Annotated in this window: 24 protein-coding genes; 21 read left to right on the top strand and 3 right to left on the bottom strand. The window is 39.4% G+C overall.

Annotated features, from left to right (window positions below; genetic code table 11):
* Positions 1-9: 9 nt before the first annotated feature.
* Together B9Z54_RS13155 and B9Z54_RS13160 are read left to right on the top strand one after the other, a co-directional pair.
* Positions 10-843 carry a CoA transferase subunit A gene (locus B9Z54_RS13155; protein WP_113928832.1) on the top strand — a complete coding sequence of 278 codons (834 nt, stop codon included), beginning with the start codon at positions 10-12 and terminating at the stop codon, positions 841-843.
* On the top strand, positions 840-1,568 hold the full coding sequence (locus B9Z54_RS13160; RefSeq protein WP_113928833.1) for a CoA-transferase subunit beta: 729 nt from the start codon (positions 840-842) through the stop codon (positions 1,566-1,568). Before B9Z54_RS13155 ends, B9Z54_RS13160 begins: the two co-directional genes overlap by 4 nt.
* 180 nt (positions 1,569-1,748) lie before the next feature.
* On the opposite strand, the gene B9Z54_RS13165 is transcribed toward B9Z54_RS13160, so the two are convergent.
* Positions 1,749-2,495 (bottom strand): MerR family transcriptional regulator, encoded by a 747-nt coding sequence (locus B9Z54_RS13165; RefSeq protein WP_113928834.1) that lies wholly within the window; start codon positions 2,493-2,495, stop codon positions 1,749-1,751.
* Positions 2,496-2,583: 88 nt separating this feature from the next.
* Here B9Z54_RS13165 and B9Z54_RS13170 point away from each other — a divergent pair, with 88 nt between their 5' ends.
* The 7 genes from B9Z54_RS13170 to B9Z54_RS13200 all read left to right on the top strand — a co-directional run bounded on the left by B9Z54_RS13170 (position 2,584) and on the right by B9Z54_RS13200 (position 10,552).
* On the top strand, positions 2,584-3,288 hold the full coding sequence (locus tag B9Z54_RS13170; protein ID WP_113928835.1) for a CPBP family intramembrane glutamic endopeptidase: 705 nt from the start codon (positions 2,584-2,586) through the stop codon (positions 3,286-3,288).
* Positions 3,289-3,746: 458 nt separating this feature from the next.
* Complete coding sequence (locus B9Z54_RS13175) at positions 3,747-4,685, top strand: DUF1672 family protein (protein WP_113928836.1); 939 nt, start codon at positions 3,747-3,749, stop codon at positions 4,683-4,685.
* Positions 4,666-4,878: a hypothetical protein gene (locus B9Z54_RS13180; protein ID WP_113928837.1), complete on the top strand. Its 213-nt coding sequence runs from the start codon at positions 4,666-4,668 to the stop codon at positions 4,876-4,878. Before B9Z54_RS13175 ends, B9Z54_RS13180 begins: the two co-directional genes overlap by 20 nt.
* Before the next feature lie 46 nt (positions 4,879-4,924).
* Entirely contained in the window at positions 4,925-5,833 is a 909-nt protein-coding gene (locus tag B9Z54_RS13185) for a DUF1672 family protein (protein WP_162785204.1), read from the top strand.
* Between the two features lie 319 nt (positions 5,834-6,152).
* Positions 6,153-7,091 (top strand): DUF1672 family protein, encoded by a 939-nt coding sequence (locus tag B9Z54_RS13190; RefSeq protein ID WP_113928839.1) that lies wholly within the window; start codon positions 6,153-6,155, stop codon positions 7,089-7,091.
* A gap of 13 nt (positions 7,092-7,104) precedes the next feature.
* A complete protein-coding gene (locus tag B9Z54_RS13195) occupies positions 7,105-9,216 on the top strand; it encodes an SA1320 family protein (RefSeq protein ID WP_113928840.1) in 2,112 nt (703 codons plus the stop codon).
* Positions 9,217-9,748: 532 nt separating this feature from the next.
* The gene (locus B9Z54_RS13200) at positions 9,749-10,552 is read left to right on the top strand and encodes a cupin domain-containing protein (RefSeq protein ID WP_113928841.1); all 804 of its coding nucleotides are present in this window, start codon (positions 9,749-9,751) and stop codon (positions 10,550-10,552) included.
* Between the two features lie 259 nt (positions 10,553-10,811).
* Here the strand turns inward: B9Z54_RS13200 and B9Z54_RS13205 are convergent, their stop codons facing one another.
* On the bottom strand, positions 10,812-11,411 hold the full coding sequence (locus tag B9Z54_RS13205; RefSeq protein ID WP_113928842.1) for a hypothetical protein: 600 nt from the start codon (positions 11,409-11,411) through the stop codon (positions 10,812-10,814).
* 343 nt (positions 11,412-11,754) lie between these two features.
* Between B9Z54_RS13205 and B9Z54_RS13210 the strand changes: the two genes are divergently transcribed.
* From B9Z54_RS13210 to B9Z54_RS13255, 9 genes are all read left to right on the top strand, one after another.
* Positions 11,755-12,138, top strand: coding sequence for a YwqH-like family protein (locus B9Z54_RS13210; protein ID WP_113928843.1), 384 nt, complete (start codon positions 11,755-11,757; stop codon positions 12,136-12,138).
* A 12-nt stretch (positions 12,139-12,150) separates the two neighbouring features.
* Complete coding sequence (locus tag B9Z54_RS13215) at positions 12,151-12,420, top strand: DUF5344 family protein (protein ID WP_113928844.1); 270 nt, start codon at positions 12,151-12,153, stop codon at positions 12,418-12,420.
* Positions 12,421-12,430: 10 nt separating this feature from the next.
* Positions 12,431-13,993: a T7SS effector LXG polymorphic toxin gene (locus B9Z54_RS13220; protein WP_113928845.1), complete on the top strand. Its 1,563-nt coding sequence runs from the start codon at positions 12,431-12,433 to the stop codon at positions 13,991-13,993.
* A gap of 22 nt (positions 13,994-14,015) precedes the next feature.
* Positions 14,016-14,810 carry a hypothetical protein gene (locus B9Z54_RS13225; RefSeq protein ID WP_113928846.1) on the top strand — a complete coding sequence of 265 codons (795 nt, stop codon included), beginning with the start codon at positions 14,016-14,018 and terminating at the stop codon, positions 14,808-14,810.
* Between the two features lie 31 nt (positions 14,811-14,841).
* Positions 14,842-15,219: a hypothetical protein gene (locus B9Z54_RS13230; RefSeq protein WP_113928847.1), complete on the top strand. Its 378-nt coding sequence runs from the start codon at positions 14,842-14,844 to the stop codon at positions 15,217-15,219.
* 24 nt (positions 15,220-15,243) lie between these two features.
* Positions 15,244-16,260, top strand: a complete 1,017-nt coding sequence (locus B9Z54_RS13235; protein ID WP_113928848.1) for a hypothetical protein — start codon at positions 15,244-15,246, stop codon at positions 16,258-16,260.
* Between the two features lie 53 nt (positions 16,261-16,313).
* Positions 16,314-16,685: a hypothetical protein gene (locus B9Z54_RS13240; RefSeq protein ID WP_113928849.1), complete on the top strand. Its 372-nt coding sequence runs from the start codon at positions 16,314-16,316 to the stop codon at positions 16,683-16,685.
* A gap of 478 nt (positions 16,686-17,163) precedes the next feature.
* Positions 17,164-17,652 carry an STAS domain-containing protein gene (locus B9Z54_RS13250; protein ID WP_113928851.1) on the top strand — a complete coding sequence of 163 codons (489 nt, stop codon included), beginning with the start codon at positions 17,164-17,166 and terminating at the stop codon, positions 17,650-17,652.
* Positions 17,653-18,024: 372 nt separating this feature from the next.
* The gene (locus B9Z54_RS13255; protein ID WP_113928852.1) at positions 18,025-18,483 is read left to right on the top strand and encodes an NUDIX hydrolase; all 459 of its coding nucleotides are present in this window, start codon (positions 18,025-18,027) and stop codon (positions 18,481-18,483) included.
* A gap of 469 nt (positions 18,484-18,952) precedes the next feature.
* Here B9Z54_RS13255 and B9Z54_RS13260 read toward each other — a convergent pair whose 3' ends face one another.
* Positions 18,953-19,621: a Type 1 glutamine amidotransferase-like domain-containing protein gene (locus tag B9Z54_RS13260; RefSeq protein WP_113928853.1), complete on the bottom strand. Its 669-nt coding sequence runs from the start codon at positions 19,619-19,621 to the stop codon at positions 18,953-18,955.
* A 769-nt stretch (positions 19,622-20,390) separates the two neighbouring features.
* Between B9Z54_RS13260 and B9Z54_RS13265 the strand changes: the two genes are divergently transcribed.
* The 3 genes from B9Z54_RS13265 (at position 20,391) to B9Z54_RS13275 (ending at position 24,066) form a co-directional block, all read left to right on the top strand.
* Positions 20,391-21,674 carry an extracellular solute-binding protein gene (locus B9Z54_RS13265; RefSeq protein ID WP_113928854.1) on the top strand — a complete coding sequence of 428 codons (1,284 nt, stop codon included), beginning with the start codon at positions 20,391-20,393 and terminating at the stop codon, positions 21,672-21,674.
* Positions 21,675-22,425: 751 nt separating this feature from the next.
* Positions 22,426-23,211 carry a carbohydrate ABC transporter permease gene (locus B9Z54_RS13270; RefSeq protein WP_205207711.1) on the top strand — a complete coding sequence of 262 codons (786 nt, stop codon included), beginning with the start codon at positions 22,426-22,428 and terminating at the stop codon, positions 23,209-23,211.
* 21 nt (positions 23,212-23,232) lie between these two features.
* Positions 23,233-24,066, top strand: coding sequence for a carbohydrate ABC transporter permease (locus B9Z54_RS13275; RefSeq protein WP_113928856.1), 834 nt, complete (start codon positions 23,233-23,235; stop codon positions 24,064-24,066).
* The last annotated feature ends 78 nt before the right edge of the window (positions 24,067-24,144 follow it).

The raw sequence follows: 24,144 nt of genomic DNA on the forward strand, positions 1-24,144 counted from the left end.
TGATAGACAATGAAAAAATTGGTGAGTCTAACGGAAGCAGCTGCTCATGTTAAAAATGGAGATATGATTGCAATAGGCGGGAATGTTCTCCATCGAACTCCCATGGCTATAGTCCGGGAAATCGCCAGGCAGGGAAAAAAGGAACTGAAGATTGTCAAAACAGCAGGAGCACATGATATTGACTTACTCTGTGCATTGGAATGTGTCTCAACTGTCGATGCTGGTTTCGTTAGCTATGAGACGAAGTTCGGTCTTTCTTCACACTACCGAAAAGCCGTGCAGGATGGAAGAGTAAAAGGAAATGAACATGCTTGCTATACAGTAATCTGCGCTTTACGCGGCGCTCAAATGAATGTCCCTTTTATGCCTGTTAAGGGGTTGGTTGCTGGTGAGTTGCTTGAAAAAAATGATTACTTTATGGTTGTGGAAGATCCTTTCAGTGGAGAACCTGTTACATTAGTAAAATCGATTGTTCCCGATATAGCTGTCATCCATGTCCAAGAATGTGATAGTGAGGGGAATGCCCGAATCTTTGGACCAAAATTTGAAGATGTATTAATAAGCAGAGCTGCCAAAAAGGTTATAATTACAGCAGAACAGATTGTTCCTTCCAGTAAAATGAAAATGAATGCTGAACATGTGGATATTCCTTCATTCCTAGTCAGCGCAGTTGTGCATGCACCAAAGGGAGCTGCACCGACATCATGCTATAAAAAATACGAGATTGAGGAAAAGACCCTAACATCATTTATCTCAATGAAGACAACAGAAGAAATCCAAGGGTATTTAAATAGTTACACAAAGAGGGATTATGCAGGAGAAGGGATGGCAACAAGACAATGAAGAAAACCATTCGGCCTATTGATATAATGACATGTGCCATATCAAATATGCTAAGTGATGGCGAGACTGTTTTTCATGGAGTATCCTCGCATCTTCCAATGGTCGCTATGAGCCTTGCTAAAAAAATGCATGCTCCTGAACTAGTACATTTGAACATCCCCGGCGGTGTGAATCCCGGTGTCATACATAAAGGATATTATTCTTCAGCAGGAGCTGATTTGCTCGATAGCGCAGAAGCTTATTTTCCGCTGGAAGAAGTCTTTGACCTTTCAATGAGGGGCAGGTTGGATGTGGCATTTTTAGGAGGAATACAATTTGATATTAATGGGAATATCAATGCTTCCGTAATTGGTGACTATCATCGGCCAAAGCTGCGCCTGCCAGGCGGGGCAGGTAGTGCAGTCCTGATTCCAACAGCAAAAAAGGCCATCATCTGGAGAACCAAGCATGATATCCGAACCTTCGTAGAAAAAGTTGATTTCGTCACTACCAGGGGAAATCTATGGAAAATCGTTACTCCCTTGTGCGTATTTGAGTTTAAAAAAGGGAAACTATACCTAGACACAATCCACCCCACGTCTTCACTTCAGGAAGTGAAAGAAAACACCGGTTTTGAATTGTTATATGATGAAATTAAATATACTCCAGAGCCGACAAAAGAAGAATTGCAGATGCTGAAGAAAATCGACCCATATGATTACCGTGCAATTGAGCTTGGATCATAATAGACCTTAATAAATTTAAACTAGAAACAGCCTGATTATCAGTTGGGGGAAGATCCTCCTGACAATCAGGCTGTTTTTCTGCTTCCGAGACGAATGAACCTGATATTCTAGGTTTGGTAGGATTTTTTAGATGGCGGGATTGAAAATAATGTGACCAGAAAGTATTAGTGTAAAAGTGAATTAGAACTCACTCTTCTTCTGGTTTTCAGACACATAAGCAATCCCCCGCTCCACAAAGTCCAGAACCTCCTCAGATACCGGATAGAGCCCCGTTTCCTCGGCAGGCAGCTTCCTGACTTCCCAAAACTTGTCCATCAGCTCTGTATCTCCTTCGAAACTATCATGAGTTATTTCTATTAGTTGGGATGCTATCTGAGCGCCTTGATCAGATTCCGGCTTGATATTATGTTTTATACACCATTCAATTTGCCGCAGCAATATTAAGTATTGCTGCGTTGAGTCATCGTTATCACTGAGGTTGGGAATGGCTTCTTGTAAGAAAGCTTTTTCATCTTCTTGGAAGTAGTCAGTCCACTTTTTGGAGCTCTCTTCAGAATTTTTTACGAGTTCAGAAACCCGTTCCCAAGACAGCGTTTCTTCGAGGTCAATCAAATTGATTAGTGAGGCTGTGTTGGAGATGCTTGTTTGGAGTGTGGCTTGTTGCTCTTGCAGGTAGTTGTAGTGAGAGATCAGGATTTGTTTATAGGAAAGCTTGTCTAATATCCCGCGAATGTCTTCGAGCGGCAGCGAGAGGGATTTTAAAATGATTATTTTTTCTAAGGTAAATAAGTCATCCTCAGAATAATATCTTTTTCCGTTCTCATCTTTAAAACTCGGTGTAAGGAGATTGATCCCATCATAATAACGAAGTGTGCGGATGGAGATATTCCGCTGTTTGGATACCTCTCCAGTAGTCCAGCGCTTCATTTCTTTTCCTCCTTAAAAATCGCTTGCAGGTGACGTAACGTCATCTAATATAGTTGGATTATAGCATATAGAGGAAGAGGGATGACCGATGGAAACTAATCAAATGAGCTGGAAAAAGAGAGACCCGTGGGGTGTGAAAGAATTTGTGCTTTTGTTGCTGCTGGAGTTTGTATTTGTAATTGGGGTTGTGAAATTCACAGTCCAGCCGATTTACGCAAGCTGGCTGAATAATGAGTTGTATGCTGGCACGCTGATGGGGTTAACGATTGCCATCATATTAGTCTCTGGTGTGTATTTTATCGCTCTGCGGCCGAAAAAGCTTTCCTGGAGTGAAGTGGGGATAAGACCATTCGCGAGGAAAGACTGGAAATTGATTATTTTATTTTCTATTGTTTTGCTGGTGGGTGCTGTCATCATCGTCGTCCTCTCCAGCTTTGTCGGGAATACGTGGGAGAACAGCAAAACGGAGGCGATGCAGCAAAACGTGACTTTTTTTACGTTTCTGCTTGCTTTTGTCTCGGCTGCCATTATCTCGCCGATATACGAAGAAATTTTTTATCGCGGCTTTATTTACCGCTGGTTACGGACGCGTGTAAGTTTTAAGGGAGCTGTTTTGCTGAGCTCACTGATCTTTACGATTGTCCATATACCAACCTACAACGTCATGCCGGTGAATTTCTTTAGTGGAATCATTTTTGCTGTGGCCTATGAACGAACGGGCTCGATCTGGCCGCCGGTTTTGATTCATGGACTGACCAATGGGACGATGGTTTTGTTGACGAGTATGGGGTAACGGGAAGTACTAAAAAGAGACAGGGGGATGCCTTGTCTCTTTTTATGTTCCTGAATTGAAGTTAAGACTTTCCAATCATATAGATTTAGTTTGAGTCAGGTTCAGTGGTTATTTTAAGAAAGACAAACTTGAGAACCACCTATGCTCTAAAATAGAACCAACTCAGACAAGTATTTGTACCACTAATTCCTCAATAGTAAGAAATATTTCTAATTTAATAGACTATGCTTTAAATATTTGGGTAAATATACCAATGTATAAGTCTGGAAACTCGTGAATATTCCAGCAGCATGAATAGGTTAAAAGAATTGTAGAAACGAAACACCACCTCTTTTTTCCTATTTTCAGCTGATTACTCTAAGAGATTCCCGATTGAACTGTTAATACTTTACAGATTTATATAAAATATAAAGGCAATTCTTTAAATGAACCTATCCCATTAGGAGGATCAGCCATTCATGAACAGAAAAAATAAGTGGATTATATATGGAATCGGACTTTCATTATTACTTGGCGGATGTATGAATACGGATAATGCGAATGGTAATGGTGTAGATGAAAAAGAGAGCAATGAAACACAAGTTGAGAATCAATATGTAAGAGTGCAGGAATACACAGGGGAGGGATACACCCTTAAAAACGGGGAAGAAACAGACAAGATTGCAGAAGAGAATCATGAAACGGTAGAGAAAGCGGTTAAAGATTTTTTCTTGAAAGAATATAAGACAGATGTAAAGGTTCATAATTTCGTGGGCAATGAAGACGGAGCAACAGTGTTTGTGGAATCAACCAATCCGCTTCACTTTTACACTTATGCAATTGTTCCCATTGATAAATCCAGTAAAAAAATTCAGTCCGACAATGTGTTTTCACAAGAGGGACAGGTGGAGAGTGCTATAACGGAAGGCCTGTACAGAAGTATATTTAAAGACGAGTTTGATCGCTTGGATGAATATTTAGAGAAAATTGTAAATGAAGAACCTGTAACTGGAAGAACAATTGAATCTCTTCAAAATGTAGGTGGATCTGGTTATATGACTCCCTATTATTTCTTGTCATCTACTGTTGTGAATGATGAATCAATTAAACCGGTTTATGATTTATACATGGAAAATCCCCAGGTTAGCTCAGATAAATTAAGGGCTGCTTATAATGAGCAAGCATTTGATCCGACTAAGTTTGAAGTAGTAATAAATTTGTTTATGAAAGATAAAAATACTGATCCAGACGAAAAAGTTTTTAATAAAGTAGTAAGCGATATTGAAAGTATGGGTGATGTACCAAGAGGGACTTATAGCATCTTTGTCAACGACAATACAGTCCTGAAACAGTCATTTGAAGGGGTAAAAGAAAATTCGCTCGAAAAAACGACCCCAAATGAAATTATTAAAGAGTAAGGCATTGGCCACTTCGGCGGCCATCACTCATCCAGAAGTGAGATCCGTTACGCTTAACCCTGCACTTCTCCCAAAAGGAATGGCGGACCCTAACAAAAGCTGCGACAACATCACCAACTGCTTCACCAACTATGATGACCTCACAGGCACCCTCACTGCCCTGAGTTTCGATTCAGGCATCCCTGAAAAATAAGGTAATTCTTTAAATGAACCCATCCAATAAAGAGGACCAAACATTCATGAACAGAAAAAATAAGTGGATCATATATGGAATCGGACTTTCCTTGTTACTTGGAGGATGTATGGATAACGGGACAAAAGAGGCAGCAGGACCCTACAAAGACACGTTTGTGAGAGTGCAAGATTATAAGGGTGAAGAATATGTACTCAGAAACGGAGAAGACGCAGATAAAATTGCAGAAGAAAATAGTGATGAAGTTCAAAAAGCTGTTAAAGCTTTCTTTTTAGAAAAATATAAAACAGACGTCAAAGTACATAACATTGTAGGGAACAAGGATGGTGCGACTGTGTTTGTAGAATCGACAGGACCGGTACACTTCTATACGACCGCGATAGTGCCTATTGATTTGAGTGATAAAAAAGTTTTAGAAGACCGGATAACGTCTTTGGAGGGAGAAATTGAGAGTGCGATTCAAGGAGGTTTGTACCATCTTATATTTGAAGATGAATTTCATAATCTTGATCAGTATTTAGGTGAAATCGTTTCTGAATACGCAGTTGTAGGAAAAACGAAAGAATCTTTACAAAATGTCGGGGGAGCAGGATATATGACTCCATACTATTATTTATCCACTCCTCCTGAAGATAAAGCAATTCAACCCGTGTATGAGGCATATCTAAATAATCCGGAAACATCTGTCAATGAACTAAAATCGCTCTTCTCAAAAGCTGATTTCGTAGCAGAAGATTATAATTTCACGATTCAATTATACATGGAGAGCGAAAATGAAGAACCGGATGAAGAACTATTTACTAAAATTCAACAAGATATTAAGTCAATGAATTCAATACCTAAAGGAAATTACAGTGTAATCATTAATGATAATTTGATTAATGAAAAAGTAGACGATGGAATTAAAGATAATTCTTTGCAATTAACGTTTCCGGACTCCATTGTTAAAAAGTAAGGCTGAAAAAATGGAGAGACTAGGAAATTCTCAGATTAACTAATGACTCAATATCTAGGAAAATATTCAATTTATTAGGCTATATTTTATAAAGTTGGGGTAATTATACAAGTGTGTAATTCTAAAGACTCACAATAATTCCATCAATATGAATAGGTTAAAAGAAACGGAGAACCTTAAATACCACCACTACTTTTTTCCTGTTTTTCCTGATTAATCTAAGTAATTCCTGATCGAACTGTTAATACTTTACAGACTTTTATAAAATATAAAGGTAATGATTTAAATGAACCCATCCAATTAGGAGGATCAGACATTCATGAACAGAAAAAGTAAGTGGATTATATATGGAATCGGACTTTCAATATTACTTGGAGGATGTATGAACATGGATAATGCGAATGGTAATGGTGTGGATGAGACTAAGAGTACGCAGGCTGAAGTGAAGGATCAGTACGCAAGAGTGCAGGACTATAAAGGGGAAGGTTACACGTTAAAAAATGGTAAGGAAAACGATAAAATTGCAGAAGAACATCGTGAAGAAGTTGAGAAGGCAGTAAAAGACTTCTTCTTGGAAAAATATAGTACAGAAGTCAAAGTTCATAATATTGTTGGTAATGTGGATGGGGCTACAGTGTTTGTAGAGTCAACTGGCCCGCTTTCTTTCTATACTTATGCTATTGTCCCAATTAATTCGAGTGATCAGACAATCCAATCAGATGAGGTTTGGTCCCAAGAAGGTCAAGTAGAAAGTGCAATAACAGATGGCTTATATAAAAAATTGTTCGATAATGAATTTACCCAATTAGACAGTTACATGGAGAAAGTTGTAACTGAAGGAGAAGTTGTTGGAAGGACAAAAGAATCGCTTGAAAATATAGCAGGGGAAGGTTATATGACTCCGTACTATTTCATTTCAACGTCACCAATTAAAGATGAGGCTATTAAACCTGTATATGAACTATATATAAAAAATCCTGATGCGAATATAGAGCAATTACAAGCAACGTTTAAAAAAGAAGCATTCGATCCGAAAAATTTAAGAATATCAATTATGCTTTTCATGAAAGAAGAAGGTATCGAACCAAGTAAAAAAGTATTCAATCAGATTATTAATAGTATAGAGGATGCAAATGATTTTCCAAGGGGGGCATATAGTATCTTCGTAAATGATAATAGAATACACAAGGACTCATTTGAAGGTGTTAAAGATAATTCCCTTGAACGTGCTTACCCCGATGAAATCATAAAAGAATAAGGTGGTTTAATAAATGACCAGTCAACAAATTACTAGGGATAAAACAAAGTCTATCGTCTATAGTGATGATAAAAACTTAGTACAATTAGCAGGTCAAGAAGCTTACAAAAAACCTATGAGAGATACTGAATTGTATGTAAATGATGTTGAGTTTATAGTGATAGATACCCACTATGGTGACCCAACTGGTCTTGATTCCCTAACAGTAGTAAATTCAGATACAAACGAAGTAACAATCGTCTACGTAGGTACAGATGCAGCAGCTGAAAACGGAAAACAAGATCTCCTAACCGACGCTCAACTACTCAGTGACCTTACACTTCCCCAACTGGAAGCAGCACAAGACTACTATTATAAGATGAACAAAAAATATCAATCTATTGGAGGTGTTAAGTCGGTTACGGGAAATTCTTTAGGTGGACCATTGGCCAATTCTGTCGCCATTGCACATCCTGAAGTGAAATCCGTTACGCTTAACCCTGCACTCCTTCCTAATGGGATGGCGGACCCTAACAAAAACTACGACAACATCACCAACTACTTCACCAACTATGATGTCCTCACAGGCACCCTCATTGCCCTGGGTCTCGATTCACGCATCCCAGGCAAAAGATATGATATATCAACAGGCATACCCCAGACAGGAGAAGGGTTTAACATCCTTAAAAACAATCATACGGGATATATTGAGGATGGTAAGTATGAGATCGGTCAACCTGGGTCCCCGGGTCATGGTTTCATCTACGACGAAGCCGATGCCCGCATCATGACAAGCATTTGGACTGGCGAACCCCTTTATGGAGGCCATTCAGATAGAATCGAAATCAATCGTGACAACCTCAATCTCTTGGCTGGAGCCCTTGAAGGAGATGTGTCGACAAGGTTGACACAAGCTCAGGAATACTTGAGCCATTCAGAAGAGATTGCCCAGCATGAAGGCGACCGGTATGCTGAACGGCTAAGCCGCCTGCAAATGATTTTTGAAGATTCTTTTGAAAATCTGATTGGCAATCCTTTATTTGTTGGCATTACGACAACCTCTCACCGGTTGACTTCAGAAATTGATCACCTTATTTCTCTCGTTAATATGGCTGAAATTGCGAGCCGGTCTCTCAATGGTGTGTTGAATTCACCCCCTGTCGAACTGGTGGAACACTTATTCAACAGAAGCATCAGTGTGGAGAGTATTTTCGGGCAGGCACGGAGTCAGCTGCTCGAGTTCAAAGGGGAGATTACCACTCTGACCGGCTTCCTTCAGAACATCCTCCACGAAGAAATCCCGGAACTTTTTAGTGGAGGGAAGGAGACGTTTGAGGATCTGTTAGTAAATGATATGCTCGCACACTATAAGATTATCGACTTAAATACTGCGAAGCTGAATAGTCACATTGCAGAGTTTCAAAGTCAGGTTGCAAAATTGGGAGAGAACTTTGGTGAGCGGGATGCCTCCTTGAGTGCCAGCATTTCATCTGGGGCCTCCGTTCAACATACTGTGGCGATGCCGAAGAAAAACGAATATGTTCTGGAAGAGTCTGACCATATGCTTATCGGAATGAAGGTGAAAGAAGTCATTCTGGAAGGATCCTTTGAAAGTTTTAAAGTAGGTTCACACAGTCTGCTTCTTCCACTGTTAGGGACCTTGACAGGACTTGCATTCGCCATCGAAAATACGCTGGAAATCATCTCAGCGCAGATCAAAGGCGCCATGAATATCGCGTTAAGCGGCACGGTGCCTGGAAAAATCATCAGCATCTTCTCCGACTTCGATGACAGAATCCGTTCATACGTATCATCCGCACTGGAACCGATCGACGAGCTCGCCGCCACCATTGAAGGGCTCAGGGATGGATTAACCAGATTGACCATCGGATTCCCAGCCTTACTGGAGAGCTTCAAGCCCTATATCAACGCTGCCATCTTTGATTTAACGAGCTACTCCAACATCCACTTATACAATGTTTCGGCCATCGCCATCCATCAAGAAATGGAGCTGCTCTTTGACGATATCGTCTATCAGCTCAGTCATCACAAAGGAAACTCCATTCAGGCGTTATGCGAAATCTCAAAACGGCTGAAGAACAACATGATCCAACTGCGTCAACAAGTGGATCGCGTCACATTATAGGGACAGGTCCTTCACTTGTTCCTCTTTTTTTGCCGATATAAGGGTTAGTAAATAAACCCGGCCTAGGAGGATAAGACACTCACCAACGAAAAAACCTGGTAATTACTTCATCATTATGTTTAATTATTCAGGCATACCGTGGTAATCCTGGGTTCTGTTTTCGAGTGCGAAATTAACAATTACACATCAAAAGGAGTGTTAAATCGCAATGATTTTGACACTCTTTTTTCTTGATTTAGCGGTGTTCTTGCTAGTAAAACTGTGATTTGATTGGAACGGAAGGTGCGTGATCTCCTGCGGGACTAGCGTGACAGGTGAGACCCCGCAGGCGAAGCTGAGGAGGCTCACCGCACGCCCCGCGGAGTCACGCACCTGGAGTGGAAATCAATAGACATTGTTTTTGGGGTGAATCACTCAACCATTTCTGTGACTAATTAGATGTTTGTACTTCAAACAGAACACGTTATCCAAAGTACACTTTTTTAACATGGGCATAGGATAACTAATAAAATGTGAAGGGATTGATGTAAAAATGTACAATTACCCTTATATGTATCCATATCAATATCCAAATTATGTTCATACACCAAGGTATAACTATAGCATGCAACCTGGATACTGGAATTTCCCTTATGAAGGAAGAGCTTATTCTTATCGCTCTATCCATGATAGAAATATGCCGCTTAAAGATTATGGACCCCAGCCATTCGTCATCAACATCAATGAAGCAACAAAGCAAAACAATACTTACCGTACTGCTTTATGGACAGGAACACATCTACAGACGACTTTAATGAGTATTGATGTTGGCGGTGATATCGGTTTGGAAATGCATCCTGACGTTGATCAATTCCTTCGTATTGAACAAGGACAAGGGATTGTTCAAATGGGAAAGAGTAAAAATAACTTAAACTTTGAAAGAAATGTGTATGATGATTCTGCAATATTTATACCTGCTGGAACATGGCATAATCTAACGAATACAGGGAACAGCCCTCTCAAACTCTACTCGATTTATGCTCCGCCGAACCATCCATTTGGTACTGTCCATGTTACCAAAGCAGATGCCATGGCTGCAGAAGAAGCTCATGGAAATGGCCAGACAGATGTTTTTGGTAAGACACCAGATGAGTGGATAAAACACACCGAATTCTTAGTTAATGAAGGGCTGGAGGACGTTAAAAGAGGGATCAATGCCACACATATTCTACAAGAATTTATTCTAATGGGAGTTCTTGTTGGGAAAGGATATTCTCCTGAAAGAGCTTATGAAACCGTAGAAGAATGGGAACGCACAGGAGAATCTAAACTTCTTCAAAAAAGTAAAAATATGTAAATTTTCCTTTGGTAAATAGTAAGAAGAACCAATACCATATCTAATTCATTTGCTGCGCAGTACCACGCAACTATTTCTAGAAATTAAATATCTATAATTATCACGATTGTGAAAGACCTAAGCCTAATTCCTCTTTAAGATAAGGAGGATTAGGCTTTTTTCTTTAAAATTTGTGGTAAACACGTTGGTATCGTGAACTGCTGGTGAACATGAAGACGGAGATGGTGCATTCTGTAATCAAAGTTAAGGCTTCTCCGCCTTATATAGATTTTGTTTGATCAATCTTCAGCGGCTCATAGGTTATCTCGTACTCGTCCGCTAATTCTTTCATCATCACGTGATATTCGTTCAGCATAGCTTGGTATTCCATCATCTTCTCATTGGCTTCTTCCATCACCTGTAAGTCTTGCTTTTCCAACGCTTCCTTTTGCAGTTCTACAGATTCTAAAAATTTCTCGGTGGTCAGCTTGATCTGCTCTGTTGGCTGTTCGAGTTCCTGGATGGGTGCTGCCAGGCTCCTTGCCTCGGTGACGGCTTCTTTATAAGCAGGGAGAACGTTTTGGTTGATCACTTCCAGCATGGTTTGATCATCGGTGTAATTCTCTCCGGAAACTGATAAGAGGGAATTAAAGGCCACAGTTTCCAGTTCGGAAATAGCATGAATATCTTCCTCGATAAAAGTAATAATCGCATCTTGTTTCTCTACATCCGATGACACAGGAACTTCACTTTCTTCTGAGGATAAAGCAACATCATCATTGTTTTCAGGGAAGGAGTTCTCGGGCGTGGTAGTATTGACACTGATACTGCAGCCTGACAAGATGAACAAACTACTCAAGACGATAACCAGGAATTTCATAGCAGCATATGTCCCTTCTGGATAAATTTGGTCTGCAGTTACTCTTTACCCCGCTAACCATACTGCCTAATCAGAATTAACCTAAAATCTACATATTAGGGACGAGGAAATTTGTATAAGCTATTTTAATTATCTTGATGGAATGCAATTTTAGAAAAATTATGAAATTAGCTACAAATAGTGGTTTCGACCTACTAAAAAATGGAGAATAGTATATTTAAAGAAAAATGTATAAATTAGGTAGTTCCTTTTATTCATTTTAGGAAAAATACACCCAAATTTAACAATATTAGGATAAAAATGAGATATATTTTATTACATAGAACAATAGAGGTGGTTACTTATGGAGGATAATTCATATTTAATTAATCAGTTGTACAGGGATATTCGTTATCTTAATGGAGAGATAAGGGCTAACAGCGAAAATTTATACAGACTGAGGAAGACCTATCAATCTATCTCTGCCCTTCAAGAGGAATTTATTCATAATAGAAGGTTCATAAGGCAGCCTGAAATTACTCACCTGGCTTGGAACGGGAGGCATGCTTCACATTTTGAGGAACTGCGTGGTGAGACGGAAGAGGAGTATATGAGAATTGGCACTAATGAAGTCGGTGTATTACTTGATCGGATCGAAACTAAAATTTCTCATTATGAAAATGAAAACTCCTCTTTATCAAATTCCATTTCCTCTAAACGGGACCGAATCTATCAATTAAGCAATTAAGGAGGAGAGACTGTGGCAGAAATTAAAATTAATCAACAGGAAATTGAAGCAGCACTGAATGATTTGAAAAATAAGATCGAAGGATTTCAGACCAGCAGCCCAAACATGGCCTTTCGTCAAAGCAGACTGGACATGATTGACGAATTGGCAAATATCGAAGAGCAATACTATATGGCCATTCAAAAATATAAAGATATATTAATGAAGACCGAAGAAGATATGAGAATCTTAATCCAGCAGTTCGTGGAAAAAGACCAAGAGTTATCTCAAACCATGAAATGAGGTGGAAGCCATGAAAGTCATTGATGTATCCGAAGTATTTTCTGAATTGAATATCTCCCTTGATAAAAAAGAGAAAGAAAAAGAGCAGGTAACGGATTTGCGTCATTCTCTGAACAGAATCATTAACTTAGACGCTGCTTTAAAGGGGAAGGGCGGTGAAGCCATTAGAGAGAACATCACTCTTTTACATATCCCTGCTGTTCTCCTGCTGAATCAATTCCTGGATGATTACACCAAAACCCTGAATGATTTGCAAAATATGATAAGTGATTTTGAAAAAGAACAGGCTATTGTTAGACAGGACTTTATTGAACAGGAGACCCAACAAGGAATAAATCGGGTTGAGAACATGACAGAGGACTCCATAAATGAAATCAATCAGGAATATATGGAAGTGATTGATCTAGTCGGCGGTTCACCTATTTCTCCGTTCACCATCCAATATTCCTTTGACAAAGCCAAAAGGCACCTCCGCAAGACAGTAGACGGCTTAGAGGACATGGATTCTCAATCTTTAAAAACCCTAAAGGAAACTTCAGGAGAACTTGAACGCATCGTCGACTTTATTAATAAAATAGAAGATTGGACAGCTAAAGGCCTTACCCTCAGCGGCTCCACTATGAAAGAAATAGAAAAATACCTAGCCGAAAAGGACACCATTGGAAAGCTGCTGGACTCGGCAGAACAACTGGCCTTAAAAGAAGGCGATGCTACGCTTATGGGCCAGGTAGCCGATTGGCTGGATAAGTTAGGGAAGTTGAATGGTGGGAAGGATGCGATCAAAGGTACAGTAGCCATGTCAATCCTACTTTCTAGGAGACTTGTTTTTGAAAAGGACGGGAAGGGCCAATTCCGAATTAAGGCACATCCATATTGGTTGAAAAATAATGGTGCATATAGATCTAAGCTCGCCAGTGCAATTCACAAAATATTAGATAAGGGTAGTAAAAGTAATATAGGTACCATAAAAAATTACTTTAAAGAATATAATGGGAAACCAAGTAGGCTTTTAAGGAAGTTGGTAGGGCTCAAGAGTGGTACAAATCTAATTAGTTTTCACACAATTTTAGAAAGACAACATCCATACTTGGATTTTAGAAAGGGATTAGCACAGGCATATAGCAGATTTTCGTTAGATATGAAGTCTACTGTAAAACAATTTACAAACACCAAATCTTTAAAAGCTGTATTAAAAAAGGTTCCTTATGCTGGCATAATTTTTTCTGTTGCAACTAATGGAGGAGAGCTTGTAAGCGATAAAAATAAAAATAAAACTCTAAGTGAAAAAATAGGCCGTGCAACAGCAGGAATCGGGACTGATATAGCTATAGCAGGCATGACCACGGGTGGTGCTGCAATAGGGACGTTGATATGTCCAGGAGTTGGCACGGTTATTGGTGGAGCGATTGGTGCAACAATAGGTATAGTCGGATCTATCAAATATGAAGAGCACATTAAAAATATTGGAGAGTCAGCAGGAAAGTGGGTAGGAGACAAGGTTAGTGATGCAGGAGAAAAGATGGGGAATTTATTATCAAATACACAAGATTTAGTTAGCGGTTTATTCAGATAGAATGTTAGAAAGGAAGATTAACTTGAATGAATTAGGGGCTGCTAAAGAATTTTCATTATATACAAGTGAACTAGCTGCTTGTTTGGCGATGTGTGGATATGAATCAATAGCTGGTGAAGTTTTACAAATATATTTAAATAATAATAGTGATGAAGAAATAGAGATGTTAATAGCTGAATCTGAGGCAACTTTAAACAGCAAATCATTACTAGATAGTAATAGAAACTCTTTTCTTATTCAGGAATTAGAAAACCTAATTCATTTACTAGTAAAATCAAATAAAAAAGCAAGATGTGTAACTAAGGAGTCAGTATTATTTATTCATTCGATACTCGGAGCAGATAGAGTCTTAATTCAACAAATAAGAGATAATACCCATTTTTTCTTAATCATCAACATTGAGGAAGGGTTTGACTCTATTCTGAAGAATCATTATAAGATGAATATAGACTCATTTCATCTATATAATCATCCTTCAATCAAACTAACAGAACAGATATTTGATCAACTTCATACTCTGGAAGATCCAATTATAGAATATATGAGAAACGATAAGAAGGTAGATTCAGCTTTAAAAGAATTTCTTTTGGATTTTAGAAAAAATAATAAGACCTTTGATAATTTATCTTTGATGGAGACTAATTATACAAATAATAGGATGGATATCAAAGAAGTCACTTTTTTTATTCCGTCTGTAAGCAACATATGGCATTTAGATTATGAGGGTATTAATAAAGATCAAATTTTTATTCATCACTCTTCGCCTGACAAATACATCCGAAGACTAAGTGAATCTATATTAACGTTTATCAAATAATTTCATAGGTTGTCTGGTGAAAGGAGTATTTATGAAAAGAAATATAGCAATCATACTAACACTTGGCTTTTGGCTTTTGATATCTATCTATCTAACAGGAATAAACATTCCATTCCCGAGTTCACTAGTCATTGTGATGTTAGGGATTAACACGATTTTTGCGTTCTTCTCAATATTCATCCAACGCCTAGTAGTCGTGCTTTATGAATCAAATGTATTTGAAAAGCCTCATTCTTTTTCGGACTATTTTTATAAATATATTGCGATTCTTACATCAGGTGTGAACTATTACGTGCAATTGGTCATCCGGCGTCTTCCATTTATCTTTAATAAGGTTATGGGTGTTGTGTTTTTTGTCTTTTTGTTATTCATCAATTTTACAATGATGTATATTTACAATTACCAATAAACGTTTTTAATGGAGGTGAACTTATTGGAGAAATTAGTAAGACCGTCTTATCAGGAAGTTTTATCGGCTTTGGAACATATGAAAAGCAAATCCTCCCTGCAAGAATTTAAGAGTATACATAAATTAAGTGCTGAGAAAGTTGACGGTATACCAGTGCTGCCCAAGAGTGCCCGTCTTAATGAATTGCTTGAAAAAATTCTCAACGCAAAAAAGATGATAGAGTTCTCTAGAGAAAATAGTACTGATACCTTGGCCGTTTATTATTATAATAAGGAAATGATTTCTGTATCTACAGATGATCAAAATTTCATTACTATTTTTCCTATTGGTAATAAAGATGAATTGAAGAAGAGAATGGCAAAATTTTATGAAGTCGATTTATCTTTTGAGAATAATCCAGTGGAAGTAAATATTGGTATCACGGAAGAAGACTATGACCGCCTTCATTCTAAAACACCTGATGAATTAACTGCTATGATTCAGGATGAGAAGGTTGATAAGAGGCTTCAACGTTTTCTTTTGGACTTTAAAAACAATCATCAAAAGGCAGACCGTATTAATTTTAAAATGAAAGAAAGAACCAGCGAACTTTTTACGGAAGGTTCTGTATTGTTTTTTGTGCCTGGTGAGAAAAATATATGGCATATAAAATATGATGAAATAGAATCAGGAATGATCTATTTAATGAGTAACAGCATAGCGGAGTATTTTACAGGTGCAGAACTTTTAATAGAAAAATTCTTAGAAGAAGAGCCTGTAAAGCCTCAATTAAACAAGCCAGCCGGCACCAAGAAAATAGATAGTGAGAAATTCTTTTCCATCAAGAGAGGCTTTTCTTTTTTCTATAAAAGTAATATAGCTGTTGTGATCGGGCTTTTGTGCTTCTTTATCAATCAATCAAGCTGGGTAGAACAGGGAGGAATAAACTTATTTATTGTCTTTATTTTGACTGAATCCTTCCTGCTCCTTCTATCCTTGATTGCTTGTTTTAAAGAGAAAGAAGAGAAAGCAGCGGCTGACAAACGTTTGAAGACCGCATAGTAAATTCATTCGTTCTTTTGCGACTTGTACAATACGGAGGAAAGGAAAACATTATGAAAAGCTCATTGGCTGCATTGCTGGTTTTCGGTGGATGGACATTAGTATCCTTATCTCTGTATCAATCTATGCCGCTGCCCACCTCATTTTTATATTTCTTAATCGGTGTAAATATCATCTTTGCGTTTTTCTCTATTTTTATTCAATCCAATTTAATTAAGCTATATAAATCGAATGTTTATAAAGAACCTATGACTTTTATAGATAGCTTTTTTAAATATATGGCCATTTACATGTCTGGGCTGAATCATTACGTACAAAGTGTTTTATCCGGGCTTCCTTTTTTAGTCAATAAAGTATTAGGGATAGTATTCTTAACCTATCTGCTTTTTGTGAACTTTTTGCTAATGGGAATATTTTTTGAGTAGATTAAAATTTTATCTTTTTCAAGAGGATCCTAAAGTTCTAACCTAAAGGAAAGGGTTAAATGAATGGCGTATGTAAAGAAAGATACAGTTTTTTCATTTAAGAAAGGCTATTCATTCTTCTGGAAAGCACAGGCAGCTTTCTTAGTCTTATTGCTTTCAATACTTATAAATATTAATGGGTGGAATCCACAAATCAATAGAGGTGTTATAATATTCTTGGCGTTAGTTTCAGAGTCTGTCATTTTTCTCTTCTTTTTGGCTGCCTGTATCCAGAAGAGTAAAAGATCACAAAGCAATGTTTAACAACAATCTGAGGTAGAGAAAAAACTTATAATTTATCAATTCAGCCACAGCTGCCATGTAAAGGTCTGCTGTGGTTTTATCTTATCTATTTAAGGGAGAATTTGCATTTAGGCCAAATTTTAGCCCGTAAAATGGTATGATAGTCATAACTATGTTTTAAGAGGTGTAAATTATAATGAGCGAGTCACAAACTCCCGAAGAAGAAATACGTCAACTGAGGGAAAGAGTAGAGGAATGCGAAAGGCTGATCGATGAGCTTTCTACCCCGATTATTCCTTCCATCATTCCCGAGACGATGCTGGTTCCTTTAACAGGAACACTAAATGAAAAAAGGTTAGATAATATTCAAAATAAGGTATTGTTCAGCATCCAAAAACAAAAGGCAGACACGGTTCTCCTTGACTTTACAGGCATCAGCCATTTAGACGTGGAAGAACTGGGGCTGCAAAACTTGATCTATCGAATCAGCGAGCTGCAGGCCGGATTAAAATTAATGGGCGTGGAAACAATCTTTGTCGGATTTAAACCGAACTTCGCACATGAAATGGTCATCTCCGGAGTCGACACAAGCAAGTTCATCACACATGCCAACTTCCGCGATGGACTGAAGTATCTAATGGATAAAAAAGGGCTGGATTTCATAGAAACCGAACCAGCCAAGTAAAGAAGGACCATTATCTTTCAGAGATGATGGTTCTTTTTGTTTTGAAGTATAGATGAAGGGGTTCCGTTTTGGGAGGGAAAATTACAATCTATCAAGCATACACTAATTATTGTGCTGCTGAAATATGAGGTGCAAATGTGTTAAATGACTTGTCAATTCGCATCCCGTCATGCGGATAAGAGTTCTTCTAAAGAATTGAGTGAAACCAATATTCAATTAAAGGATTACATAGCTTTTATGTGGAATTATGAAAGAGTATGGTTAGTTTTTGGAAATTTATATTGTCTAACAGATGGAGCAGTTTAGATAGAAGAAGTTATTGATATATTAAAAAGATAAATGTAATTTTTACAAAGAATTGAGGTGCAATGGATGTCTCAAATTAGAATTGTATTAATAGGAAGTGTTTCAATCTTTGACAATGATAAAGTTTTAATAATAAAAGAGAATAAACCTACTGCTGTAGATAAGTGGAACTTTCCGAGTGGACATATAGAGTATGGTGAGGACATTATTTATTCAGCTCAGAGGGAAGTTAAAGAGGAAACGGGATTAGAAGTTAAACTGACCGGCACGACTGGAGTATATAATTTTATCAGTAACACGAACGATCAAGTAATTTTATTTCATTTTATTGGGGAGATTACTGGAGGTACATTAAATCTTGAAGAGGATGACATCATTGACAGCAAATGGGTACAAGTTAATGACCTTGTAGCATTTGAAAACGAGGAATTACGAGAATCGCATTTAATGAAACAGATAATTAATAACTTAATAGAAGAAAATCTTTATTCAATTAGTGTATTTAATGACCAACTTTTTAAATAGTTCTTACTGGAGGTTTATTGGTTTAAAGGGAGCTTAAACGGAACAAGAAGTTCATAAAAATTAAGAACCGGATCCATTTGGGTCTGTTTTTTTTTGCTGTAAAACACAATTTAACTTGCACAGTTATTTCAGCTGCTAATTAAGGTGTGAACTATGGTTTGCTTGCCTTAAACGGTAAACACAAGTTTCCCTGAAGAGTGTTCTAACTATTTTTAGCTTAGCTTGTCTTTGAAGTGAATCCCAGCAACAGATTTGAACCTTCCGCGATGGGCAGATATATTTGATGAGCAAAAAAGGCTGGATTTCATAGAACCCACACCAGCCAAGTACTAAGAACTCCGTTATAAGAAATGTTTTGCAGTAAGCCCACTTCAGTAGAGAAAAAAGTTTCTAATATATTGAAGAATCTCGCCATTAATTTTCTATTTATTTGAATCTATCTCAAGAAGTTATACAAAGAAATGGGTGATCAAGGTGTAAACAGTTTCCAAGACCCTTCGGATAAAATTTCTATCTCTCCATCGTAAACCTTGATTGCCGTTTGATCGTCAATTGCATACGAGGGTCCCTGCATCTCGGCAGCCCATTTCTCTGCGGCAGCCATGTTGTTTCCAGGCAGCATTTCGTGATCCAGGTGGGGGAAAATTGAAAAATCAACCATTCCCAATGTTTCATCACCGCCGCTTGGCGGAGTCCAGCCAACGAAGTATTCCCCTATTTTAGGTGCCATTACCATGCTCCCGGCACTCATTCCTACATATACTAAGTTTAGTGTCGGTAAAAGGTCTGCTAGCCCGGATAGACGCATCCAGTGGCACAGATAAAGGGCGTCACCGCCTGACACCAGCAATACATCTGTCTCCTGAACAAGTGGTATCCAGTGTTTTTCGTCGATGCTGGGAAGCGCTGTGAGCTCCAATACGCCGACAGACTTCCACCCAAGGTTGACCATAGGATTCTCTTCTTTCCCACTGATGAACTCCCAGGCTTTAACACCAGGGCCAACCCAAGGGTGTCCATACATCGCAGTGGGGATGCACAGGGCGTTGCAGTCAGCAATCGGCTTTCCCAGCATGTCAACCAGCGCGTTGTGAATGGTTTTGTTATTGACGCCGCCAGATGTAAGCAGAAGTTTCATAAAATCACTCCTTTTCTTTTGTGTTACTGTCAATTTTGTTCATATTTCTAAGATAGCAACTCGAGCTTTATGGATGATTAGGACACTTCTATCCGATGTTCAGCTTAGATGTCTATTCAAACACCTAGTAAACAATCTGTCCTAGACTTTACAATTCTACAAATCTTATATAAATCCTTGTTTAACCATTCTGTCCTTCCGACATTAAGTACCTTCTTTCATAATGTCGGAAAAATATAATTTCAATAACTGTTATTATTTTAGGCACTTAGTTTACCTAAATAACTATATTACAAAACTGATTGAAGCGGAAGGTGCCCGACCTCCTGCGGGACTAGCGGTCGTCCAGTTCCAGGGCCTTAGCCCCTCGGGATTGTTAATATTTTTAGATTACCTTACTTACTATTATATAAGACTGATTGAAGCGGAAGGTGCCCGACCTCCTGCGGGAGCAGCGGGACAGATGAGACCCCGCAGGCGCAGCCGAGGAGGCTCAACGCCCGCCCCGCGGAGTCGGGCACCTGGAGCGGAAATCAAACCCATTTAAACCGCATATTTAATCCCCCTGGAACACACCCCAATAGTTAATCAAACCAAAAAGGTGTCGTATATCTCTACAAAAGAGAAATACAACACCTTTTTAAGTATGGAAAAACAATCCTGTAATAAAACAGTCAAATATAAAACACCTTTTACAAAATGTAAGCGGTTTTATATAAAAGCGTTTTCATAGAAAATAAAGTTAAATAAAGGGAAGGGGTTAACAAAAATGAAACTATTAAACAAGCTGGTTGCGGGAGTTGGGATTTCGACGATGCTATTTGCTGCAGGATGCAGCGGCGGTTCGACAGAATCAGGCTCAAGTGATGAAGGCAGCAAAGATAAAGTGGTACTGGATTACTGGCACACTTACAGTGATCAAGAAGAGGTCATCCTGAACGATGAGATCAAACCTTTGTTTGAAAAAGAACATCCAAACATCGAATTGAAATTAACTCGTATGCCATATGAAGGCTTGAAACAGCAAGTTGTTGCAGGTGTATCAGGCGGAGAAGCTCCGGACTTAATGCGTATGGATATCGTATGGGTATCTGAGTTCGCTAAAATGGGTGCTCTTCAAGACCTAAGCGAGTTCGACGGTTTTGAAGAAGTAAAGAACAGCGTATTCGAATCACCAATGGCAACGAACATTTTCGAAGGAAAGTATTACGGAGTTCCTGTTAATACAAATACAAAAATCGCTATCTATAATAAAGAATTGCTTGAGAAAGCTGGTTACACTGAAGCACCTGCAACAATGGATGAATTAGTGGACGCTTCTCAAAAAGCGGTAGACGCTGGAGCTAAAGGCGGAATGGCAATCGGCGGAAGCTTCTCATGGGCTTTCCTTCCATACTTCTGGAGCCTTGGCGGAACAATGACAAATGAAGATTATACAAAATTCGATGGATACTTGAACAGCCCTGAAAGTATTAAAGCTGTTGAAGAAATTGCGAAATGGGAAAAAGATGGAATCGTAGCACCTACAATCCTTGGCGGAGAGCCTGGCGTGTGGGATGGTATGAAAAACAATGAATACCTTATGATCGATGACGGTCCTTGGTTCTACAGTGTCCTGGCTAATGAAGAAGGAAGCAAGTTCAACCCTGAAGAACAAACGATCAGCGGTTTAATGCCTGCAGGTCCTGGCGGCAGCAGCTCTGTTATCGGCGGAGAAAACCTTGTAACATTTGCTGGTTCCGAGCATCCGGAAGAAGCTTGGACTTTTGCGAAATGGATGCTTACAGATGAGCCGCAAAGAATTATGGCTAGTGTAGGATTAATCCCGACTAACCAAGAAACTGCGAACGACCCTGAAGTTATTGAAAACCCAATCGTTCAAAAATATGTAGAACAGCTTGAAACGGCATTGCCGCGTACTCCAATCCCTCAATGGTCTGAAGTTGAAGCAATCATCAACTTGAACTTCGAAAAAGTGATCCGCGGGGAAATGGGAGCTAAAGAAGCAATGGATGATGCAGCGAAGAAAGCAGATTCCTTACTGCAACAATAACACTGACAAAAGAAGATACTCGCCAGGCGCCTTGCCGGTGCAGTATCTTCTTTCATTAAGGCTCTTTTCGTAAACTTTGTTGAAAAGCAAGCTGATTGCAGAGAGTTTAATAGGCTCTTTTCTAAATGATTGTCGCTTTAAATGCTGTTTTACCTTACACCCGTTTACGTAGGAGGATTGGAGCGGAAGGTGCTCGACCTCCTGCGGGACTAGCGGGACAGGTGAGACCCCGGAGGCGAATCTAGCTTCAGCGGCCAGCGACTAGCAGATTTCGGTCTCTCTCCTTGCGATAAGTCATCATCGAATCGCTTACGCTCTTCGGGATTCCTTTATCCCATGCGAGAGCCCTAAAATCTGTACGTCGCTGAACGGCCGCTTCCGCTTTTTATGAAGCCGAGGAGGCTCAACGCCCGCCCCGCGGAGTCGGGCGCCTGGAGCGGAAATCCACTGCTTTTAAACAGCCACAATCATGGCGAAAAGAGCCTTTTCAAAAGAGCAAGGAACAACTAACGCAGATATCAAGGTCAACAGGTTTTGCGAAGAGAGTCTTTACCAATAGTGAGGGGGGAGCAGGGGTGCTACCTAATTTAAAAAACAATAATAATCAAGACGTCGTGATGCTCGATAAGAAGCCGATGTCCAGCAGAGTAAAAAAGGATTTAGACAATGGCTACAGGTTTTTCCGTTTCTGTTTTTAGGATTAGCGGGTGCCAGCATTTTCGTCGTCTATCCTCTAATCAAAGGAATTGTCATGAGTTTTCAGGATTACAATATCATGCCTGGTGCCGAAAGCCCGTTCGTCGGCTTGGAGAACTACATGAAGGCATTTTCCGATCCTGCTTTCAGATACGCAGTGCGAAACACCTTTTTGAATACAGTCGTCACGGTGCCGATCAACTGGTTCCTCGGACTGTTCTTTGCCGTTTTAATCAACATCCAGTTCGTTAAATACAAGATTACCTTCAGGACTCTATACTATCTTCCAATCATTACTTCCTGGATCGTTGTCGCTTTCCTTTTCCGTTATTTGTTTGCGGATGGAGAGAACGGCTTGATCAACTTTCTTCTTGTGAATATTGGAATCGTGGATGAGCCGATCAGCTGGCTGCAAAATCAATGGACCGCGATGATCGTTATCTGGCTGTTCCATATCTGGAAGACAGTCGGTTGGACCGTTGTCATTTACCTGGCAGCCCTTCAAGGCATTCCGAAGAACCTATATGAAGCGGCAGCGATTGATGGAGCAAGCGGCATCAAGGCCTTCCGTTTTGTCACTATCCCAATGCTTGGACCAATCACCGCCTTTGTTATCATCAACCTTGTCATGGGTGCTTTCAATATCTTCCCGCAGGTGTACTTTATCACCAATGGCGGACCGATGGGGCAGACAGAAGTGCTGCAGAGCATGATATATAAGCAGGCTTTCAATAACTTCAACTTTGGTTATTCCTCAGCCCTGGGTGTAATGATGGGATTAACGATCTTCCTCATTACGTTGACGCAGCAGAAAAAACTTGGAAGACAGAGGTTCATGTAACCAGAGGAGGAGGTTTTACAAATGAAGGGAAACATTTTTTCAAAAATTATCGTATATTCGTTTCTAATATTCGGGCTTGTCATTTTTATCACACCATTCATTTATATGCTCATGACCACCTTCATCGGCGAAGCATATTCACTGCCTCGGCCGCATGAAGTATTTACCGCAGTTCCTAATCTGGAAAACTATGAAACGGTTTGGAACAAGAATAACTTTTTCCGTTACTTCATGAACAGTTTGCTTGTGGCGGGTGTTGCGACAGTCGGTAGCGTGTTTTTAGGAGCCCTGACAGCATACGCGTTTGTACGCTTCACTTTTCCAGGAAAAGAACTACTGTTCAGAATGTTTCTGTTCACAATGATGATTCCTCTTGTATTGGCAATCGTTCCACAGTTCACGGTTATCAAGAGCCTGGGGCTTGTCAACACGTATTGGGGATTATGGCTTTTGTATATCGGCGGTGGGGTAGTGGGATCAACCTTCTTCCTGCGCGGATTCTTTGAAACCGTACCAAAAGAATTGGAAGAATCCATCTTGATGGACGGCGGCGGAAACTGGACGATCTTCAGAAGGATCTACCTTCCGCTGTCCAAGCCGGCTCTGGGAACAATGGCGATCTTCGCTTTCTCCGGAACATGGGATGAGTACTTTGTCGCGTTAACAATCATCAAAGATGAAGCAATGAGAACACTGCCGATTGCCTTGATGATGTTCCAAGGTAAATACGCGAGCAACTGGTCATGGATCTTTGCAGCTTCAATCATTGCCATCCTGCCGGTTATCTTGATCTATATCATATTCCAGAAAAAGTTCGTCCAAAGCGGCGACTCAGAAGGCGCTGTCAAAGGTTAATTTTTCAAGATCTTTTCGTAAACGTTGCTGCTGTTTAATATGAATTCCGAAAGACAATGTCATATTTCAGGGTGAATT

It is taken from the genome of Bacillus sp. P14.5, from assembly GCF_003316765.1.
Classification (GTDB): domain Bacteria; phylum Bacillota; class Bacilli; order Bacillales; family Bacillaceae_B; genus Rossellomorea.

Coding starts and splice junctions, on each gene's coding strand:
- B9Z54_RS13155 (WP_113928832.1), top strand. CDS start 10: ATGAAAAAATTGGTGAGTCTAACGGAAGCAGCTGCTCATGTTAAAAAT.
- B9Z54_RS13160 (WP_113928833.1), top strand. CDS start 840: ATGAAGAAAACCATTCGGCCTATTGATATAATGACATGTGCCATATCA.
- B9Z54_RS13165 (WP_113928834.1), bottom strand. CDS start 2,495: ATGAAGCGCTGGACTACTGGAGAGGTATCCAAACAGCGGAATATCTCC.
- B9Z54_RS13170 (WP_113928835.1), top strand. CDS start 2,584: ATGGAAACTAATCAAATGAGCTGGAAAAAGAGAGACCCGTGGGGTGTG.
- B9Z54_RS13175 (WP_113928836.1), top strand. CDS start 3,747: ATGAACAGAAAAAATAAGTGGATTATATATGGAATCGGACTTTCATTA.
- B9Z54_RS13180 (WP_113928837.1), top strand. CDS start 4,666: ATGAAATTATTAAAGAGTAAGGCATTGGCCACTTCGGCGGCCATCACT.
- B9Z54_RS13185 (WP_162785204.1), top strand. CDS start 4,925: ATGAACAGAAAAAATAAGTGGATCATATATGGAATCGGACTTTCCTTG.
- B9Z54_RS13190 (WP_113928839.1), top strand. CDS start 6,153: ATGAACAGAAAAAGTAAGTGGATTATATATGGAATCGGACTTTCAATA.
- B9Z54_RS13195 (WP_113928840.1), top strand. CDS start 7,105: ATGACCAGTCAACAAATTACTAGGGATAAAACAAAGTCTATCGTCTAT.
- B9Z54_RS13200 (WP_113928841.1), top strand. CDS start 9,749: ATGTACAATTACCCTTATATGTATCCATATCAATATCCAAATTATGTT.
- B9Z54_RS13205 (WP_113928842.1), bottom strand. CDS start 11,411: ATGAAATTCCTGGTTATCGTCTTGAGTAGTTTGTTCATCTTGTCAGGC.
- B9Z54_RS13210 (WP_113928843.1), top strand. CDS start 11,755: ATGGAGGATAATTCATATTTAATTAATCAGTTGTACAGGGATATTCGT.
- B9Z54_RS13220 (WP_113928845.1), top strand. CDS start 12,431: ATGAAAGTCATTGATGTATCCGAAGTATTTTCTGAATTGAATATCTCC.
- B9Z54_RS13230 (WP_113928847.1), top strand. CDS start 14,842: ATGAAAAGAAATATAGCAATCATACTAACACTTGGCTTTTGGCTTTTG.
- B9Z54_RS13240 (WP_113928849.1), top strand. CDS start 16,314: ATGAAAAGCTCATTGGCTGCATTGCTGGTTTTCGGTGGATGGACATTA.
- B9Z54_RS13250 (WP_113928851.1), top strand. CDS start 17,164: ATGAGCGAGTCACAAACTCCCGAAGAAGAAATACGTCAACTGAGGGAA.
- B9Z54_RS13255 (WP_113928852.1), top strand. CDS start 18,025: ATGTCTCAAATTAGAATTGTATTAATAGGAAGTGTTTCAATCTTTGAC.
- B9Z54_RS13260 (WP_113928853.1), bottom strand. CDS start 19,621: ATGAAACTTCTGCTTACATCTGGCGGCGTCAATAACAAAACCATTCAC.
- B9Z54_RS13265 (WP_113928854.1), top strand. CDS start 20,391: ATGAAACTATTAAACAAGCTGGTTGCGGGAGTTGGGATTTCGACGATG.
- B9Z54_RS13270 (WP_205207711.1), top strand. CDS start 22,426: ATGAGTTTTCAGGATTACAATATCATGCCTGGTGCCGAAAGCCCGTTC.
- B9Z54_RS13275 (WP_113928856.1), top strand. CDS start 23,233: ATGAAGGGAAACATTTTTTCAAAAATTATCGTATATTCGTTTCTAATA.